The sequence below is a fragment of the Nocardioides sp. SRI_004 genome, assembly GCF_057586415.1.
On sequence record NZ_JBYCZV010000011.1, the window covers coordinates 80,466 to 98,504 of the forward strand.

Annotated in this window: 17 protein-coding genes; 8 read left to right on the plus strand and 9 right to left on the minus strand. The window is 72.3% G+C overall.

Annotated elements, in window-relative coordinates; genetic code table 11:
• Positions 1-219: 219 nt before the first annotated feature.
• Entirely contained in the window at positions 220-1,722 is a 1,503-nt protein-coding gene (locus tag AC2YHB_RS16245; RefSeq protein ID WP_179648213.1) for an APC family permease, read from the plus strand.
• Positions 1,715-2,365: a helix-turn-helix domain-containing protein gene (locus AC2YHB_RS16250; protein WP_036548945.1), complete on the plus strand. Its 651-nt coding sequence runs from the start codon at positions 1,715-1,717 to the stop codon at positions 2,363-2,365. Before AC2YHB_RS16245 ends, AC2YHB_RS16250 begins: the two co-directional genes overlap by 8 nt.
• On the opposite strand, the gene mftF is transcribed toward AC2YHB_RS16250, so the two are convergent.
• The 7 genes from mftF to mftA are packed head-to-tail and all read right to left on the minus strand — an operon-like array spanning position 2,316 to position 8,152.
• Positions 2,316-3,794, minus strand: a complete 1,479-nt coding sequence (gene mftF / locus AC2YHB_RS16255) for a mycofactocin biosynthesis glycosyltransferase MftF (protein WP_179648214.1) — start codon at positions 3,792-3,794, stop codon at positions 2,316-2,318. The genes AC2YHB_RS16250 and mftF overlap by 50 nt on opposite strands.
• The gene (locus AC2YHB_RS16260) at positions 3,791-4,531 is read right to left on the minus strand and encodes a mycofactocin-coupled SDR family oxidoreductase (protein WP_179648215.1); all 741 of its coding nucleotides are present in this window, start codon (positions 4,529-4,531) and stop codon (positions 3,791-3,793) included. The genes mftF and AC2YHB_RS16260 overlap by 4 nt, the downstream gene beginning before the upstream one ends.
• Positions 4,528-5,205 (minus strand): mycofactocin biosynthesis peptidyl-dipeptidase MftE, encoded by a 678-nt coding sequence (gene mftE / locus AC2YHB_RS16265; protein WP_179648216.1) that lies wholly within the window; start codon positions 5,203-5,205, stop codon positions 4,528-4,530. Before mftE ends, AC2YHB_RS16260 begins: the two co-directional genes overlap by 4 nt.
• A 5-nt stretch (positions 5,206-5,210) precedes the next feature.
• Complete coding sequence (gene mftD, locus AC2YHB_RS16270) at positions 5,211-6,467, minus strand: pre-mycofactocin synthase MftD (RefSeq protein ID WP_179648217.1); 1,257 nt, start codon at positions 6,465-6,467, stop codon at positions 5,211-5,213.
• Complete coding sequence (gene mftC / locus AC2YHB_RS16275; protein WP_179648218.1) at positions 6,467-7,759, minus strand: mycofactocin radical SAM maturase; 1,293 nt, start codon at positions 7,757-7,759, stop codon at positions 6,467-6,469. Before mftC ends, mftD begins: the two co-directional genes overlap by 1 nt.
• Entirely contained in the window at positions 7,756-8,055 is a 300-nt protein-coding gene (gene mftB / locus AC2YHB_RS16280) for a mycofactocin biosynthesis chaperone MftB (RefSeq protein WP_179648219.1), read from the minus strand. The genes mftC and mftB overlap by 4 nt, the downstream gene beginning before the upstream one ends.
• Position 8,056: 1 nt before the next feature.
• A complete protein-coding gene (gene mftA, locus AC2YHB_RS16285) occupies positions 8,057-8,152 on the minus strand; it encodes a mycofactocin precursor MftA (RefSeq protein ID WP_179648220.1) in 96 nt (31 codons plus the stop codon).
• Between the two features lie 119 nt (positions 8,153-8,271).
• Here mftA and mftR point away from each other — a divergent pair, with 119 nt between their 5' ends.
• A complete protein-coding gene (gene mftR / locus AC2YHB_RS16290) occupies positions 8,272-8,889 on the plus strand; it encodes a mycofactocin system transcriptional regulator MftR (protein ID WP_179648221.1) in 618 nt (205 codons plus the stop codon).
• A gap of 7 nt (positions 8,890-8,896) precedes the next feature.
• On the opposite strand, the gene AC2YHB_RS16295 is transcribed toward mftR, so the two are convergent.
• Complete coding sequence (locus AC2YHB_RS16295; RefSeq protein ID WP_179648222.1) at positions 8,897-9,400, minus strand: MarR family winged helix-turn-helix transcriptional regulator; 504 nt, start codon at positions 9,398-9,400, stop codon at positions 8,897-8,899.
• A gap of 117 nt (positions 9,401-9,517) precedes the next feature.
• On the opposite strand from AC2YHB_RS16295, the gene icmF reads away from it, so the two are divergent.
• From icmF to AC2YHB_RS16310, 3 genes are all read left to right on the plus strand, one after another.
• Positions 9,518-12,688: a fused isobutyryl-CoA mutase/GTPase IcmF gene (gene icmF, locus AC2YHB_RS16300; protein WP_179648223.1), complete on the plus strand. Its 3,171-nt coding sequence runs from the start codon at positions 9,518-9,520 to the stop codon at positions 12,686-12,688.
• Positions 12,689-12,777: 89 nt separating this feature from the next.
• On the plus strand, positions 12,778-13,155 hold the full coding sequence (locus AC2YHB_RS16305; protein WP_036548955.1) for a YciI family protein: 378 nt from the start codon (positions 12,778-12,780) through the stop codon (positions 13,153-13,155).
• 190 nt (positions 13,156-13,345) lie between these two features.
• Complete coding sequence (locus AC2YHB_RS16310; RefSeq protein WP_179648224.1) at positions 13,346-14,620, plus strand: RNA polymerase sigma factor; 1,275 nt, start codon at positions 13,346-13,348, stop codon at positions 14,618-14,620.
• 2 nt (positions 14,621-14,622) lie between these two features.
• Here AC2YHB_RS16310 and AC2YHB_RS16315 read toward each other — a convergent pair whose 3' ends face one another.
• Positions 14,623-15,558, minus strand: coding sequence for an AraC family transcriptional regulator (locus AC2YHB_RS16315; protein ID WP_051932542.1), 936 nt, complete (start codon positions 15,556-15,558; stop codon positions 14,623-14,625).
• Between the two features lie 193 nt (positions 15,559-15,751).
• On the opposite strand from AC2YHB_RS16315, the gene AC2YHB_RS16320 reads away from it, so the two are divergent.
• Together AC2YHB_RS16320 and AC2YHB_RS16325 are read left to right on the plus strand one after the other, a co-directional pair.
• Positions 15,752-16,339, plus strand: coding sequence for a flavin reductase family protein (locus AC2YHB_RS16320; RefSeq protein WP_036548957.1), 588 nt, complete (start codon positions 15,752-15,754; stop codon positions 16,337-16,339).
• Positions 16,340-16,349: 10 nt separating this feature from the next.
• Positions 16,350-17,936 carry a 4-hydroxyphenylacetate 3-hydroxylase family protein gene (locus AC2YHB_RS16325; protein ID WP_036548958.1) on the plus strand — a complete coding sequence of 529 codons (1,587 nt, stop codon included), beginning with the start codon at positions 16,350-16,352 and terminating at the stop codon, positions 17,934-17,936.
• Positions 17,937-18,039 lie beyond the last annotated feature (103 nt).

Genomic DNA, 18,039 nt, shown 5'->3' on the forward strand with positions numbered 1-18,039 from the left:
CACTGTGCGCCGTCCCGGGGGCCGCGCTGTTCAGAAACTGGACAGCGTCGGGCGAACGGGATGACCGGGCGGACGGGCTTCTCACTCGGCCGCGCGGGACCCCCGCGGGTCGTTCTCATTCGACCCCGTCCGCGCGGTCGCGGATTCTCATTCGGACCCCACACCGGGTTCACACCGACGTAGCGACGGGAGGCCCGTCAGGCGCTAGCGTCGGCCTCGATGGACGGTGCGGACACCGGCTCCGGCCGGACTCTCGAGGGTGACCCGGTCGCGGCGCGGCTGCGGCCGTCCTCGCCTGTCGGCGGGCTCTCGCGCCGGACCCTCGCCTTCCCCCAGGTCCTGGCCCAGTCGGTCGCCGCGGTCGCACCGTCGGCGGTGATGGTGACGCTGCCCCTGCTCGCCCACCCGACCGCCGGCAGCCTGACGCCGGTCGTCTTCCTCGCCGTCGCGGCGCTCATGGTCGCGGTCGCCGGCTGCGTGAACTCCTTCGCGACGCGGATGGTCGCGCCCGGCGGGCTCTACAGCTACACCGTCAAGGGCCTCGGTCCGCGCGCCGGCCTGGTCGCCGGGCTCTCGCTGGTGATCGGGTACGCCGGCGCAGCGGCCGCCAGCGTCCTGGGCGCCACCGAGTTCCTGCTCGCCCTCCTCGACGACCTCGGCATCGACCCGTCCGGATCCGGCGCGGCCCGTCCGCTGGCCTCGCTCGCGCTGGCCGCGGCCGCGGGCGCGGTGATGGTCCGTGGCGTGCGCCTGTCGGCCGGCGCGGTGCTCGTGGTCGAGGCGCTCGCGATCTCGACGGTGGTGGTCGTGCTCGGCGTCGCGGGCTGGACCGACCTGCGCATCGACGCCGGTCTCGGGAGCTCGGTCCCGGACGGCCACTGGGGCCTCGTGCTGCTCCTGGCGCTGGTCGCCTTCGTCGGGTTCGAGTCGGCGACGACCCTCAGCAGCGAGACCCGCCGTCCGTTCAGCGCCGTACCCAGGGCGGTGCGGTGGACGCCCGTGGTCGCCGGCCTGCTCTTCGCCGGCGCCGCGCTGCTCGTGACCCGCGACGGCTTCGTCGGCACGCGCGGCTCGGGGCTGGCCTGGGACCTGTCCGGGGGTGGTGGGGCCGGGCCACGGCTCGCCGAGGCGCTGCTGCACCTGGGCGTGCTGGGCTCCTGGTTCGCGTGCGCCTGCGGCTCGACGACCGCCCTGACCCGCACGCTGTTCACGATGGCCCGTGAGGGCGTCCTGCCGGCGCCCCTCGGACGCACCCACCGCCGCTGGCGGACCCCCGCCCTGACCCTCGTGCTGGCCAGCGCGCTCGTCGGGGGCTCCGTCGCCGCGACCACCGCCCTCGGCGCCGCCCCGGACGACGTCTTCGTGTGGCTGCTCTCGCTCTCCGCCCAGGGGTACGTCGTCGCCTACGCCTTCTGCGTCGTCGCCGCCCCCGTGTTCCTCCACCGGATCGGCGAGCTGCCCCGGGCCGGGTGGCTCGTCCCCGCGCTGACCGCCACCGTCATGGCCGGCATCGTGGTCGCCGGCACCGCCCTCGACCCCGGCCGGTTCAGCCGTCCGGCGGTCGTCTACCTCGCCCTGCTCGCGACGGCGCTCGTGCTGACGCTGCTGCGGCTGCGGGCACGCGGCGTCCGGCTCGCCACCCTCGGCCTGTACGACGAGACCACCGAGGCCGACCTGCTGACCCGGCGCCGGACGGTGTGGCGAGGAGGCGGGCGTGGTTGACAGCTCCCCGATCAGCGGACGCCAGCCCAAGGCCATCCAGAACGCGCTGGCCGTGCTCGAGGCGGTCGCCCTGTCCGGCAGCGGCGTGACGGCCAAGCAGATCGCGGCGCGCCTCTCGATGCCGCCCGCGACGGTGTACCGGATCCTCAACCTGCTGGTGGCCGAGGAGTACATCGTGCGCCTCCCCGAGCTCTCCGGCTTCGCGCTGGGCCGCCGGGTCGACGTGTTCGTCGACGCCGCGCTCACCCCGACGATCGTCCAGTCCGCGCGGGACCTGCTGACCGAGCTGCGGATGACGGTGCGGGTGGGGATCCACCTGTGCTCCTGCCGGTCGGGCGTCGTACGCATCCTCGACGCCGACCCCGACTTCCCGCCGCCGCTGACCGAGCCGGAGCTCAACGCCCGCCTTCCCCGGACCGCCCTCGGCGAGCTGATGGCCGGCGGGCGCGAGCAGACCACCGCGCACCGGGTCGCCGACGTGGCGCCCGGCACCGAGTCGGTCGTGGTCGGGATCTACAACCGCGACGGCGTGCTGCACGCCGCGCTGTGGATGCTGGGCTCCCCGAGCGGCATCGCCGTCGTCCAGGAGCGGCTCACGACGATCGCGCGGCGCGCCGGCGACCTCGACCCGCTGTTGCACTGACCTCACCCCGACCGTCCGCCCGGGTGGTCCCGGGCCGGCGCGGCAGGAGGCAGCGGGGGCTGCGGTGGCGGATCGCGCCCCACCACAGGCCGCTGCCGTAGGCGAGGTCGTCGAGGCGTCGGGCGGCGAGGGCGGTGAGGGGGTCGACGCCGGTGCGCTCGCGGAGGAAGACGACCATGTCGACGGCGACCGCGGAGAACAGGGCTCGACGGACCTGGCGGCTGAAGGGCGCGGCGAGGGCGGCGAGGGGCCACCAGTGGCGCAGCAGCAGCCCGGCCTCCTGGCGGACCGCCCAGCCAGTGCCCTTGGCGGCGAGCCGGGCTGCGACGGCGTGGCGGCCGTCCTCGACCGGGAGGTGGGGCGCGAGGTTGCGGGCCGTGGCCGCTCCCGCGACGGCTGCGACGGGGAGTGACCACCAGCGGCGCTGCAGGAGCGCCCAGCCGCTGAGCGCCATGGTCGGGGAGAGGACGGCGGGGGCGACCTTGTCGCCGTGGCGGGCGGCGAGGTCGGCGCCGCCGGTGCCGTAGAAGAACTTGCGGCCCAGCCAGGTCCGGACCGTGCCGCGGACGTCGTGGTCGGCGCGGACGTCGGGGTCGTAGCGGACCACGTGGCCGGCGTCGACGAGGCGCCAGACGAGGTCGACGTCCTCGGCGACCCGCCAGCCGTCCTCGAACCCACCGATCCCCCCGCCGGGCTCCCCCGTCAGGAGGTCGGTGCGGCCGACGAGGCAGGCCGAGGGGAGCCAGCCGACGGCGGCGCCGGGGCGGACCACGCCGCCGGTGGCGCCGAGGTCGAGCGAGGACGCCGCGGCGTCGTACCTCTCGAACCAGCGGGGCCTCTCGCTCCTCACCTTGCCGATCACCTGGGGTCCGACGAGGGCGACGTGGGGGTCGGTGCAGTGACGCGCGAGGTCGAGCAGGCGGGCGGCGTCGATGGTGACGTCGGAGTCGACGAACGCGACGAGCGGCGTCCTGACGAGGCGAAGGCCGGCGTTGCGGGCGCCGGCGGGGCCGACGTTGGTCGTGAGCCGGTGGACGCGGACGCCGTGGCGGTGGGCGACCTCGGCGACCAGGTGCGGGCGTTCGGAGGCGTCGTCGACCACGATGACGGGCAGTGGGACGAGGGCGGCGAGGCAGCGGGCGAGCTGTTCGGTGCGGTCGTGGACGGGTACGACGACGGTGAGGTCGGTCAGCGGGACCTCGACCTCGTCGAGGACGGGGTTGGCGAGGTTGCCGTCGAGGAGGCGGCGCGCGAGGCGGGCGGTGGCCGCGTCCTCGACGGTCAGCCCGCCGCCGTCGAGCAGGCTGCGGGCGCGGTCGCCGAGGCGGACCGCGCGGACGGGCGAGCCGCCGACGAGCAGCCGTCCGCCATCGGCGTACACGACGTCGTCGCGCAGCCGGACCCGGAAGCCCTCCGCCAACACGGTCATGGCGCGAACCCGCCGTCGGCGTGGACGACCGAGCCGTTGAGGACCGCGGCGTCGCGGCTGCAACAGAAGGCGACGGTGGCGGCGACCTCGTCGGGCTCGAGGATGCGGCGCAGGAGCTGGTTGTCGGCGAAGGCCTCGACGTCGTCGAGGTCGTAGAGCGCGGCGGTGGCCTCGAGCATCGGGGTGCGGGTCGAGCCGGGTGAGACGGCGCAGGCGGTGGCGCCGGTGCCGACGAGGTCGGCGGCCAGGCCCTTCACCAGTCCGACGACGGCGTGCTTGGCGGCGTTGTAGGCAGCCAGGTGGTGCAGCCCGTGGTGGCCCGCGGCGGACGCGATCGCGACGAACCGGCACCCGGCCGGGTCGGGGCCGGCGAGCATCGCGGGGACGGTGACGGCGGCGGTGTTCCACACGCCCTTCACGTCGACGTCCCAGAGCAGGTCGAGATCCGCCTCCGGCGTCTCCCACAGCGGTACGCCGCCCGCGACCACGGCCGCGGCTGCGACCGCCGCGTCCAGCCGACCCCAGCGGTCCAGCGCCGCGTCGACCGCCGCCGCCAGCGCGGAGCGGTCGCGGACGTCGGCGACGACGGGAACCACCTGGTCGTGGGCCGCCGCCACCGCGAGCTCGTCGACGGCGACGACGCGGTCGCCCTGGGCGACGAGCCGTCGTACGGTCGCGGCACCGATGCCACGGGCGGCACCCGTGACGAGCACGACCCTGCCGCTCGGCGCGCTCACGGCATCCTCGCGACGAACGCGACGACGTCCTCGACCATCGACGCGAGCACCGCCGCGCCCTCGGCGGCCGACGCGCCGGCGGGGTCGCCGAGCACGCCGTTGGCCGAGACGGCCTTCACGCCGCCGGCCATCATCTGCGGGAGCAGCTCCTCGAGGGTGCCGGTGTTGCCGGCCTCCGCGCGGTCGAGGCGCACCTTCCCCGGCGCCAGGTGCAGCATCAGGGAGGTCTCGGTACGGCCTGCGTGCAGGTCCACCTCCTCGGTCGCGCAGGGCACCCAGGCGACCTCGCGACCCTCCTGCACGAGCTGCGCGACCGCGCCGCGGAGTGCGGTCAGGTTGCCGCCGTGGGCGTTGACGAACACGATCCGCGCGGCCCAGGTCGACATCGAACGGGTGAGCTCGACGACGACGTCGTGCAGCACACCGGTGCCGATCGAGCTCGTACCGGCGAAGTCCTGGTGCTCGCCGCTGGAGCCGTAGGCGATCGCCGGCGCCACCACCACGTCACGGCCCCGCTCCCCCAGCGCGCCCGCAGCACCGGTCGCGACACCGACCGCGATGACGGTGTCGGTGTCGAGGGGCAGGTGCGGGCCGTGCTGCTCGGTCGAGCCGACGGGCACGAGCACCGTCGGCCCGGCCGGCAGGCCGGGCGAGGTGGCCGAGGCGAGGTCCATCGGGCTCAGCCCCGCACGGCCGCCGGCAGCGAGGCGGGAACCCCGAGCGCCCGGTCGAAGCCCTCGGGGACCAGCAGGTGCTCCGGCCGCAGCTCGGCGGTCGAGGACAACGCCAGTCCGCGCAGGGCGGAGTCGATGCCACCGGACAGGACGTCGAGGACGTTCTCCACGCCCGCTTGGCCGTTGGCCGCGAGCCCCCACAGGTACGCGCGGCCGATCAGCACCGCCTTCGCACCCATGGCGAGCGCCTTGACCACGTCGGAGCCGCGGCGTACGCCGCCGTCCATGACGACATCGATCTGCTCACCGACGGCCTCGGCGATCGGGCGGACCATCCGGATCGCGGCCGGGGTGCCGTCGAGGTTGTTGCCGCCGTGGTTGGACACCGAGATCCCGTCGACACCGGCATCCACGGCGCGGAGCGCGTCGTCGATGCGGCACACGCCCTTGAGCACGAACGGCGTCCCGGAGATCTGCGCCCAGGTCTCACGCATCCACGCCACGTCGTCCCACGACGGGGGCGGGGTGGTCATCCACTCGTAGTAGGCACCGAAGAAGGTCGGTCCCGTCGTCTGTCCGGGAGGGGCGAGATTCGGGGCCGTCAGGTCGGGCAGCTTGCCGGTTGCCCTGAACTCCTTGCCGAACTGCCACATCCACCGCGGCTTGGTCGCGACCTTCGGAGCCAGGCGCACCATCGCCTTGAGGTCGACCTTCTCGGGGATCTCCGGGCTGCCCCAGTCGCGTCCCATCGAGAACGACCAGTCCAGGGTGGCGATCAGGCCCTTCACCCCGGCTGCGTGGGCACGCTGCATCCGCTGGACCATCGTGTCCCGGTCGCCGGTCCAGTACATCTGGAAGAACGTGGACGCGCCGGTCGCCGTGACGTCCTCGACCGACTTGGACGCGAAGTTCGACAGGCCCATGATCGTGCCCCGTGCCGCGGCCGCGCGGGCGACGGCGACCTCACCGTCCGGGTGGACCGCCTGTACGCCGGTCGGGGAGACGATCACCGGCAGGCCGATCTGCTGTCCGAACACCGTCGTGGCCTGGGACCGCTCCGGCAGCTGCCCGACCACGTGAGGGGCCAGCCCGAGCTCGGCGAACGCCGCCTCGTTGTCCGCGATCGACTGCCCCCGCTCGGAACCGGCCACCAGGGCGCCGTACACGGGCTGGGGCAGGCGCTTGCGGGCCCGCTCCTGCGCGACCGCGACCGACTCGAACCAGGGGTTCTGCTTCCAGGGGTTCTCGAACTTCTTGCTCATCAGCAGCAGCCTCCGTTGGTTCCGGTGGTCGAGGAGGTTGCGCAGCAACCGTCACGAGACCCCGGCTGGTCGAATGGGTCGAAGCCGGCGAGCGGGCTCTCGGCGCAGGCGGAGACCGGCGGCGCGGTGAGGAGCTTGAGCATCACCGGCTGGTTGCGGGTGGGGTTCGCCTTGGAGTGGTCCTGGCTCGGCGCGGGGATCGTCCGCTCGCCGGCCAGTGCGTGCTCGCCGTAGCCCTGCACGCACTCGGGGTCCGGGCCGTCCAGCGGCAGTCCGGTGAAGAACTTCGCCGCCATGCAGCCCCCGCGACAGGAGTCGAAGAACTGACACGACGAGCAGGCGCCACCGGTCTGCGGCGAGCGGAGCTCGTTGAACAGTGCCGAGTCCTGCCACACCCGCTGGAAGCCACCGTCGGCGAGCAGGTTGCCCGCCAGGAAGTTGTCGTGGATCGCGAATGGGCACGCGTACACGTCGCCGATCGGGTCGATCAGGCACACCACCCGCCCGGCACCGCACAGGTTGAGCCCGGGGAGGGACTCGCCGAACGCGGCGAGGTGGAAGAACGAGTCGCCGGTGAGGACCTCTTCCCCGTCTGCGGTGTGGGCCATCAGCCAGTCGTAGAGCTCGCGCTGCTGCTCCGGCAGCGGATGCAGCTCGTCCCACACGTCCGCACCGCGGCCGCTGGGACGCAGGCGGGTCAGCCGCAGGGTCGCGCCGAACCGGTCAGCGAGCGCCTTGAACTCGTCCAGCTGGCCGATGTTCTCCCGGGTGCAGACCACCGAGATCTTCGCGTCCTCGAACCCGGCGTCCTTCAGGTTCTGCAGCGCCCGAAGGGCGGTGTCGTAGGAGCCCGGGCCACGCACGTAGTCGTTGACCTCGGCGGTCGCGCCGTCGAGGGAGATCTGCACGTCGACGTACCCGTTGCACGCGGGCGAGGCCAGGAACGCCGCCCGCTCGGGGGTGATCCGCACCCCGTTGGTGGAGAACTTCACGCCCACGTTGTGGTTGACCGCGTACTCGAGCAGCTCCCAGAAGTCGGGGCGGATCGTCGGCTCGCCACCGCCGATGTTCACGTAGAACACCTGCATCCGCTGCAGCTCGTCGATCACCGCCTTGCACTGCTCGGTCGACAGCTCCCGCGGGTCACGCCGTCCTGACGAGGACAGGCAGTGCGCGCACTCGAGGTTGCACGCGTAGGTCAGCTCCCAGGTCAGGCAGATCGGAGCATCCAGGCCGTACTCGAACTGCTGGACGAGGCTCGCGTTCTGCGGACGTTCGGGTGCGATGGTCATGCGCTCTTCTCCTCAGCCATCGCGCCGGCCGGGCGCGGGCGGATCATGTCGGTGGCTGCCAGGCCGCGCAGCGCGGCGGCGTAAGCGGGGTGCTGGGAGGCCGGGACACCGACGGACTCGAGCGCGGTCCGCACGTCCGGCGCCTCCCCCAAGGCCCGTACGACGGCGACCAGCTCGGGCCGCTTCAGGAAGGTCAGCTTCCGGTTGCCGAAGTGGTAGGCCAGCGCCCCGAAGGGCTCGGGCCGCAGTGCCACCGACGGCGAGAGCATCCACGGCTCTCCCAGCAAGGCGTCCATGTCAGTAGACGCCGCACATGCCGTCGATCGAGACCTCCTCGATGAGGTCCTCGGCGGCCAGGTCAACGGACTGGTCCTGCTCGATCTCAGGGTTCATCGTTCCTCCTCTACTCGTGCCGATGTGGTGCCCGCCACACTATTTGCACCCATGGCAACAAGTCCCCCTCCTTTCGGAGGGGATCTGACCTCGACCTCCGAGCGATAGGTTGGCGCACCGTGACCGACGGCGAGCAGAGGAGCGTGCGCAGCAGTGCGCGGGGGCGCCCCGAGGCCACGTCGCACGCCGCGATCGAGCAGGCCGCCTTCACCCTCTTCGCCGAGCGCGGCTTCGCCCGGACGACCCTCGACGCCATCGCCGAGGCCGTCGGCGTCAGCCGTCGCACCCTCTTCCGCTACTACCAGTCGAAGAACGACATCCCGTGGGGCCAGTTCGACCGCACCCTCGACCACTTCCGCGAGCTGCTCGCCGACCAGCCCGACGACCTCCCGGTCCACGCGGCGATCCATCGCGCAGTGGTCGAGTTCAACCGCTTCCCCACCGACGCCCACCCACCGCACCGCGAGCGGATGCGGCTGATCCTGACCACGCCCGAGCTGCAGGCCCACTCCGTGCTCCGCTACGCCGAGTGGCGCCAGGTCATCGCCGAGGACGTCGCCCGCCGGACCGGCTCGCTGGCCACGGACCTGGTCCCGCAGGTCGCCGGGCACGTCTCGCTCGCGATCTCGCTGTCGGCGTACGAGCACTGGCTGGCGCGGCCGTCGGCCGGCGACGGCGACCTGCTGACCATCATCGACGACGCCATGGACGGGCTGCGCGCCTACATCGCACCCTAGGCGCGCGTCACTCCGGGAAGTCGCCCGAGGAGCGGCGTACTCGCCGCAGCAGCTGGTAGGTGTCGGCCTGCTGCCGGTCGGTGAGACCCGTGATCGCGAAGTCGATCGCGCTCACGGCCTCGGTGGCCTTCTTCACCGTGCTCCGCCCCGACGGCGTCAGCCGCGCGAGGGTACGACGGCGGTCGGCCTCGTCCGGCACCCGCTCGACGAAGCCCTGGGCCTCGAGCCGGTCGATCGCGCTCGTGACCGAGGTCGGGTGCACCATCAGCCGCTCGCCGATCTTGCTCAGCGGCAGCGAGCCGCTCCTGCTGAAGTGCAGCAGGACCAGCACCTCGTAGCGGGAGAAGGTCAGCCCGAACGGCTTGAGGGCCGCGTCGAGCGCTCCGATCATCAGCTGCTGCACCCGCATCACCGAGGTGGCCAGGCGCATGGCCGTCGCGTCGCCGAAGTGCTCCTCCCACAGGTCGCCCGCGCGATCGATCGGGTCGAAGGGCAGGCGCGGCTCGGACATGGCTCGACCGTAGTGCATCCGTCCCCCGGAAGTGGGCACCCACTTCCCAGATTTACTAGGACGTCCTACTATCGGAGGTCCGAGCACTTCCCCGATCTCCCGCGGAGGGATCCCCGCATGTCCGACACCGCCCTGCACGTCCCGCAGCACCCGGTCCGCCTGGTGACCGCGTCGAGCCTCTTCGACGGCCACGACGCGTCGATCAACATCATGCGGCGGATCTTCCAGAGCCAGGGATGCGAGGTCGTCCACCTGGGCCACAACCGGTCGGTGGCCGAGGTGGTCGAGGCCGCGATCGAGGAGGACGTGCAGGGCATCGCCGTGTCGTCGTACCAGGGCGGGCACGTGGAGTACTTCGAGTACCTCGTCGAGCTGCTCCGCCAGCGCGGGGCCGACCACATCCGCGTCGTCGGCGGTGGCGGCGGCGTGATCGTCCACGACGAGATCGAGCGGCTGCGCGCCTCCGGCGTCACCATCTTCTCCCCGGAGGACGGTCAGCGCCTGGGCCTGCCCGGCATGGTCAACACGGTCGTCGAGGCCTGCGACACCGACCTCTGGGAGACCGGCGCGGTCACCGCGGAGCAGGTCCTGTCCGGCGACCGCACCGCCCTCGCCCGCGCGATCACCGGCGCCGAGCTCGGCCGCCTCGACGAGGCCTTCCTCGCCCGCCTGCGCGAGGCGAGCAGCGGTCGTACCGTGCCGGTCCTCGGCATCACCGGCACCGGCGGCTCTGGCAAGTCGAGCCTCACCGACGAGCTCGTACGACGCCTCCGCATCGACCAGCAGGACAAGGTCCGCGTCGCGGTGATCGCCGTCGACCCGACCCGCCGCAAGGGCGGCGGCGCGCTGCTCGGCGACCGGATCCGGATGAACAGCCTCGACCTCGGCGGCCACGGCCTGGACCGCGACCGCGTCTACTTCCGCAGCCTCGCGACCCGCGGCGCGCACGAGGTGCCCGAGCACCTCACCGACGTGCTCGACGTCGTGAAGGCCGCCGGCTTCGACCTCGTCGTCGTCGAGACGCCCGGCATCGGCCAGGGCGACGCCGCGATCGTGCCCTTCGTCGACACCTCGCTCTACGTGATGACGCCGGAGTTCGGCGCAGCCTCGCAGCTGGAGAAGATCGACATGCTCGACTTCGCCGACGCCGTCGCGATCAACAAGTTCGAGCGCCGTGGCGCGGCCGATGCGCTGCGCGACGTGGGCCGCCAGATGGTCCGCAACCGCGAGGCCTTCGGCAAGCAGCCGTCCGACATGCCCGTCTTCGGCACGTCCGCCGCGACCTTCGACGACGACGGCGTCACCGCGCTCTACCAGCACCTGCGCGGCCTCCTCGCCGGCCAGGGGCTCCCCACCGCCGAGGGCCTGCTGCCCGTGGTCGAGGGCAAGCAGTCGACCCGCATCCAGCAGGTGCTGCCCGCCGAGCGGGTCCGCTACCTCGCCGAGATCGCCCACACCGTGCGCGGCTACCACGCCGACACCGAGCTGCTCGTCGAGAAGGCCCGTCGTGCCCAGCGCTTCGCCGCCGTGGCCGACGAGCTCGCCGAGATCGAGGGCCTCGCGGCCGCCGCCGCCCGCGCCAACGACGACCTGCCGCTCGACCTGCGCGACCAGCTCGAGGCGTGGCCGGCCGTCGTGGCGTCGTACGACGACGACACGGCCAGCAACGGGCGCGTCTCGCTCTCCGGCAACCACATCCCCCGCGTCGCCGTGCCGCGCTTCGAGGACCACGGCGAGCTGGTCCGCTTCTGGCGCCGCGAGAACCTGCCCGGGAAGTTCCCCTTCACCGCCGGCGTCTTCCCGTTCAAGCGCGCCGACGAGGACCCCGCCCGCATGTTCGCGGGCGAGGGCGACCCGTTCCGCACCAACCGCCGCTTCAAGCTGCTCTCCGAGGGCCAGCCGGCGACCCGCCTCTCGACCGCCTTCGACTCCGTAACGCTCTACGGCCGCGACCCCGACGAGCGCCCCGACATCTACGGCAAGGTCGGCACGTCCGGCGTCTCCGTGGCGACGCTCGAGGACATGAAGGCGCTGTACGACGGCTTCGACCTGCTCTCGCCGACGACGTCGGTCTCCATGACGATCAACGGCCCGGCCCCGACCGTGCTGGCGTTCTTCCTCAACACCGTCATGGACCAGGCCCGCGAGCGCGGCATCGACCCCTTTGATGCGATCAAGTCGGTGCGCGGCACGGTCCAGGCCGACATCCTCAAGGAGGACCAGGGCCAGAACACCTGCCTGTTCTCGACCGAGTTCTCGCTGCGCTGCATGGCCGACATCCAGGAGTGGTTCATCCAGCAGCAGGTCCGCAACTTCTACTCCGTGTCGATCTCCGGCTACCACATCGCCGAGGCCGGGGCGAACCCCATCAGCCAGCTCGCCTTCACCCTCGCCAACGGGTTCACCTACGTCGAGTCGTACCTCGCGCGCGGCATGGACATCGACGACTTCGCGCCCAACCTGTCGTTCTTCTTCTCCAACGGCATGGACCCGGAGTACTCCGTCATCGGCCGCGTCGCCCGCCGCATCTGGGCCGTGGCGATGAAGGAGAAGTACGGCGCCAACGAGCGCTCGCAGAAGCTGAAGTACCACGTCCAGACCTCGGGCCGCTCCCTGCACGCGCAGGAGATGGACTTCAACGACATCCGCACCACGCTGCAGGCGCTCATCGCGATCTACGACAACGCGAACTCCCTGCACACCAACGCCTACGACGAGGCCGTCACCACCCCGTCGACCGAGTCGGTGCGCCGGGCGCTGGCGATCCAGCTGATCATCAACCGCGAGTGGGGCCTGGCCGCCAACGAGAACCCGCTCCAGGGCTCCTACGTGATCGACCAGCTCACCGACCTCGTCGAGGAGGCGGTGCTCCTGGAGTTCGACCGGATCTCCGAGCGCGGCGGCGTACTCGGGGCGATGGAGACGGGCTACCAGCGCGGCCGGATCCAGGACGAGTCGATGCTCTACGAGCACAAGAAGCACGACGGCTCGCTGCCGATCATCGGCGTCAACACCTTCCGCGCGCCGGAGGCCGGCGACGGCACGCCCGACCACATCGAGCTCGCCCGCGCGACCACGGAGGAGAAGGACTCGCAGCTCGCGCGGGTCCGCGACTTCCAGGCCCGCCACGCCGACGACGCCGCCGCGGCGCTGGCCCGGCTGCGCGAGGCCGCGACCAGTGGCGAGAACATCTTCGCGGTCCTCATGGACGCGGCGCGGGTGTGCTCGCTGGGCCAGGTCACCGAGGCCTTCTTCGAGGTCGGCGGTCAGTACCGACGCAATGTGTGAAGTTTTTTCGAGGTCGATGTCGAAAGCCTGATCGCCCGTTCGACGTAGGTTCGGAATCACCCACCTACGAAGAAGAAGGACTGATCGACATGCCTCGATTCATGGGACTCGTGCGGATGGAAGAGGGACAGGGCAACCCGCCCCAGGCGCTGTTCGACGCGATGGACGTCTACATCGGCGAGCAGGCCCAGAAGGGCCACTTCCTCGACGGTGGCGGCCTGTTCGGCCTCGAGGACACGGTGAACTTCGTCGTCCGCACGGGTGAGGTCACCCGCGTCGACGGCCCGTACGCCGAGGCCCGCGAGGCCGTCGGCGGCTGGGCGCTGCTGCAGTACGACACCCTCGAGGAGGCGATCGCCAACCAGGAGGAGTTCGCCGCCCTGCACGCCAAGCACTGGCCCGAGTGCACGATGGTCGCCACCCTGCGCCAGATCGCCGACGAGCCGCCGGCGGCCGCCGACGCCTGACCCTCGTGGTGCGCGAAGTGTGAGGTTTTCTCCGCCGAAGTGTGAACCTTTCTCCACCGAGGTGTGCCTGGTGCACCCTCGGCAGGAGAAACCGTCACGTCTCGGTGGAGAAAGCCTCACACTTCGCGGGAGAAGCCCACGCACCTCGGCGGAGAAACCCACGCACCTCGCGGCCCCCTAGGCTGGCCGCATGGCCGACGCCACCACCGCCGACGCGATCACCGCCACCTGGCGGGAGGAGTCGGCCCGGCTGGTGGGCGTGCTGGCCCGGATGACCCGCGACGTCGGGCTCGCCGAGGACCTCGCACAGGACGCCCTCGTCGCGGCGCTCGAGAACTGGCCGGCCCACGGGGTGCCCGCCAACCCCGCCGCGTGGCTGATGACCACCGCCAAGCGTCGCGCCATCGACCACATCCGGCGCGCCGAGACCCTGCGCCGCAAGACCGACGAGCTCGGCCACGCCCTCGGCACGGAGGAGGTGAGCAGCATGCCGGACCTGGACGCGCAGGTGGACCAGATCGAGGACGACGTGCTGCGGCTCGTCTTCCTCTGCTGCCACCCCGCCCTGACCCCCGAGTCGCGCGCCGCGCTCACCCTCCGCCTCGTGGGTGGCCTCACGACCGACGAGATCGCCCGCGGCTTCCTCGTCCCGAGCGCGACGATGGGCCAGCGGATCTCGCGGGCGAAGAAGACGCTGACCGAGGCCGGCGCGCAGCTCGAGCTGCCGACCGGCGCCGAGCGCACCGCGCGCCTCGACGACGTCATGGCGGTCATCTACCTCGTCTTCACGGAGGGGTACGTCGCCACCGCGGGCGACGACTGGACCCGCCCCGACCTGGCCCAGGAGGGCATCCGGCTGGCCCGGCTGCTCGCCGCGGTCGCACCCGACGAGCCGGAGGTCCACGGCCTGCAGGCGCTGCTGGAGCTGCAGGGCTCCCGGCTGCCGGCCCGCACCGACGCCGACGGCAACCCGGTCCTGCTCGACGACCAGGACCGCAGCCGCTGGGACCAGCTGCTCATCCGCCGCGGCATCGCCGCGCTGGCCCGCGCCGAGGTGATCGCCGCGCGCGGCGTCCCCGTGGGCCGCTACTACCTGCAGGCCGCGATCGCCGCCGTGCACGCGCGCTCGGCGACCGCGGCCGACACCGACTGGACCCGCATCGCCCGTCTGTACGACGTCCTGGCGACCGCCGCGCCCGGCCCGGTCGTCGAGGTCAACCGTGCCGTCGCCCACGGTCGCGCAGCGGGTCCCGAGGCCGGGTTGGCGGTCCTCGACGCGATCGCTCCGGGCGAGCTCAGGGACTCCCCGCTCGAGCCGAGCGTGCGTGGCGACCTGCTCGAGCGGGCCGGGCGGCGCGCGGAGGCGGCGGACGCCTTCGACGAGGCGGCCCGTCGTACCCGGAATGCGGGCGAGCGGGCGCTACTCGAGCGCAGGGCAGCCGCGAACAGGGCAGCCGCCAACTGAGGCTAACGCGACCGCAGGCTGTCGGAGGGCGCGACCCCGTACCTCTCCCGGTACGACGCCGCGAACCGCCCCAGGTGCGCGAAGCCCCACCGGGTGGCGACCTCGGCGACCGTGTCCCCGCGCCCGGCCAGCAGGTCGCCGTGGACGCGCGCGAGGCGGATCGTGAGCAGCTCCTGGGTGGGCGTGGAGCCGAGGTAGCGCTGGAAGCCCTGCTGCAGGCGGCGGATCCCGACACCTGCCTCGCGGGCCAGGTCGGCGGCGGTCCAGTCACGCGCCGGGTCGGCCTCCATCGCCTCGACGACGCGGGACACGATGCGCGGCCGGATCGTGCCGCAGCCCGGCTCGTCGGGGAAGGACGCGGCGACGAGCGCGGCGGTGAGCGTGGCGGCGAGCCGGCGGGCGACCCGCTGGTCGCGAGCGAGTGAGGGGTTGCGCAGCGCCTCGGTGCCGATCGAGCCGAGCAGGCCGATCCAGGCCCGGCCTCCGTCGGTGCGCAGGTCGAGCTGGGCCGGCAGCCGGTCGGTGTGCAGGCCGACCAGGGCGGCGACCTCCTCGACGAGGTAGTCGCGGTCCACGCGCATCCCGACGATCGAGCAGTCCGCCGACCACCGGGTCATCCGGGTCTCCTCGTTGGGCGGGCAGACGGTCGCCTGGCCGTCGAGCGAGAGCACGTGGTGGGCACCGATCTGCGCCTCCAGCACGCCGCTGCGCGGGACGTTGACCGCCCAGGCCCCGGGATGGTCGGACTCGACGGAGACCTCGGAGCCCCAGCCGATGCGGGCCAGCCGGACCGGGCCGAGGTCGACGGCACGCAGGTCCGCGGGCCCGCTGGCGCGCCCCTTCACGAGCAGCCGGTGCGGGAAGTAGGCGCGGGCGACCGCGTCGGAGAAGTCGCCCAGCTCGTGGGAGGACGCGGTGACGGTCCCGGTCGCGCTCATCGTCCACCCCCTTCGGCCTGGATCACGTGACGCCCCTCACAGTAGGCGAACTCCTTCATCCGGAAAACGCACCCGATCCACCCGAGTGCGCAATCCGGACAGCGCCTTCGCGGAGCGGATCGTCTCGCCGCCCGAGCAGGCCTAGCGTCACCGCCCATCCCGCCCATCGAGGCCCACGACGAAGGAGGCACCCGTGGACCCGCTCACCCTGCGCTCGACCTTCGGCCGCTTCGCGACCGGCGTCACCGTCATCACCTGCCGTACGCCGGACGGCGCGCACCACGGCGCGACGGTCACCGCGTTCACGCCGATCTCCCTCGACCCGCCGCTGGTGCAGGTCGCGCTGACCCGGAAGTCGAAGGCCGCCGCCTACCTCGACGGCGCGTCCTTCGCGGTCAACGTGCTGGCCGCCGACCAGGTCGACGTCGCGATGCACTTCGCCGGCCGGCCCGGCAGCGACCCGCTCCCGTGGCGCGAGGGCAGCCTGGCCCCCACCCTCGGCGGCACGGCCGCGACCCTGGTCTGCCGCGCCCACCGCACCGACGACGGCGGCGACCACCTGCTGTTCCTCGGCGAGGTGGCGGAGGTCGTCACCACCGACCGGCGACCGCTGCTCTTCCACGACAGCGCCTTCCACCAGATCGGCGACCGCTCGTCCGACGTCGTCTGGCTCGGCTGCCAGGACGACCCCCACACCGGCTGGTTCGACGCCACGACCAGCTTCGCCGCCCCGCTCCGCAGCGGGCCGTCGTACTTCATCCCGCGAGACACCCACTACTGAGGAGACAACGATGACCGACACCCTCGTCCCCGAGACCGCCCTGACGGACGGGCCGCCGACCACCAACCCGGCCGCGGACGCGCCGGCCAACCAGCAGACCAACTTCGCCTCGCGGCCGATGACCGGCGACGAGTACATCGAGAGCCTCCGCGACGGCCGGGAGATCTACCTCCACGGCGAGCGGGTCGAGGACGTCACCACGCACCCGGCCTTCCGCAACCCGATCCGCATGACCGCCCGCCTGTACGACGCCCTCCACACCGGTCCGCACGTGGACGAGCTGACCGTCCCCACCGACACGGGCAACGGCGGCGTCACGATGCCCTTCTTCAAGACGCCGACGTCGTCGGCCGACCTGCTCAAGGAGCGCGACGCGATCGCGCGGTGGGCGAAGATGACGTGGGGGTGGATGGGCCGCAGCCCCGACTACAAGGCCAGCTTCCTCGGCACCCTGCACGCCAACAAGGAGCTCTACGCGCCCTTCCAGGCCAACGCCGAGCGGTGGTACCGCGAGTCGCAGGAGAAGGTCCTCTACTGGAACCACGCGATCATCAACCCGCCGGTCGACCGCAACCTGCCGCCCGACGAGGTGGGCGACGTCTACATGAAGGTCGAGAAGGAGACCGACGCCGGCCTCGTCGTGTCCGGCGCGAAGGTCGTCGCGACCGGCTCGGCGATCACCAACTACAACTTCATCGCCCACTACGGCCTGCCGATCCGCAAGAAGCAGTTCGCGCTGATCTGCACCGTCCCGATGGACGCGCCCGGCATCAAGCTGATCTGCCGGTCGTCGTACACGGAGCAGGCGGCGCTCAACGGCGAGCCCTTCGACTACCCGCTGTCGAGCCGGATGGACGAGAACGACACCATCTTCATCTTCGACAAGGTGCTGGTGCCCTGGGAGAACGTCTTCATGTACGGCGACGTGGACCGCATCAACGCGTTCTTCCCGCAGTCCGGCTTCCTCCCGCGCTTCACCTTCCAGGGCTGCACCCGCCTCGCGGTGAAGCTCGACTTCATCGCCGGCCTGCTGCTCAAGGCGCTCGAGGCCACCGGCTCCGGCGACTTCCGCGGCGTGCAGACCCGCGTCGGCGAGGTCATCGGCTGGCGCAACCTGTTCTGGTCGCTCACCGAGTCGATGGCCCGCGACCCCGAGCCGTGGGTGGGCGATGCGGTCATCCCCAAGCTGGAGTACGGCCTGACCTACCGGATGTTCATGATCCACGGCTACCCGCGGGTGAAGGAGATCATCGAGCAGGACGTGGCCTCCGGCCTGATCTACCTGCCGTCCGGCGCCGCCGACTTCAAGTCCGCCGAGGTGCGGCCCTACCTCGACAAGTACGTCCGCGGCTCCAACGGCGTCACCGCCGTCGACCGGGTCAAGGTCATGAAGGCGCTGTGGGACTCGATCGGCTCCGAGTTCGGCGGCCGCCACGAGCTCTACGAGCGCAACTACTCCGGCAACCACGAGAACGTGAAGGCCGAGCTCCTCTTCGCCGCCCAGAACCGCGGCGACGTCGCGCAGATGAAGGGCTTCGCGGACGAGTTCCTCGCCGAGTACGACCTCGACGGCTGGACGGTCCCCGACCTGTTCTGAGCCACCCGGTGGTCGAGGAGGCCGTCGGCCAACCCTCCGTAGGAAGGTCCGCCGTGGGGGCGTCACGAGACCCCCGCAGCCGCCCACCCGCTGGCCCGTCGCG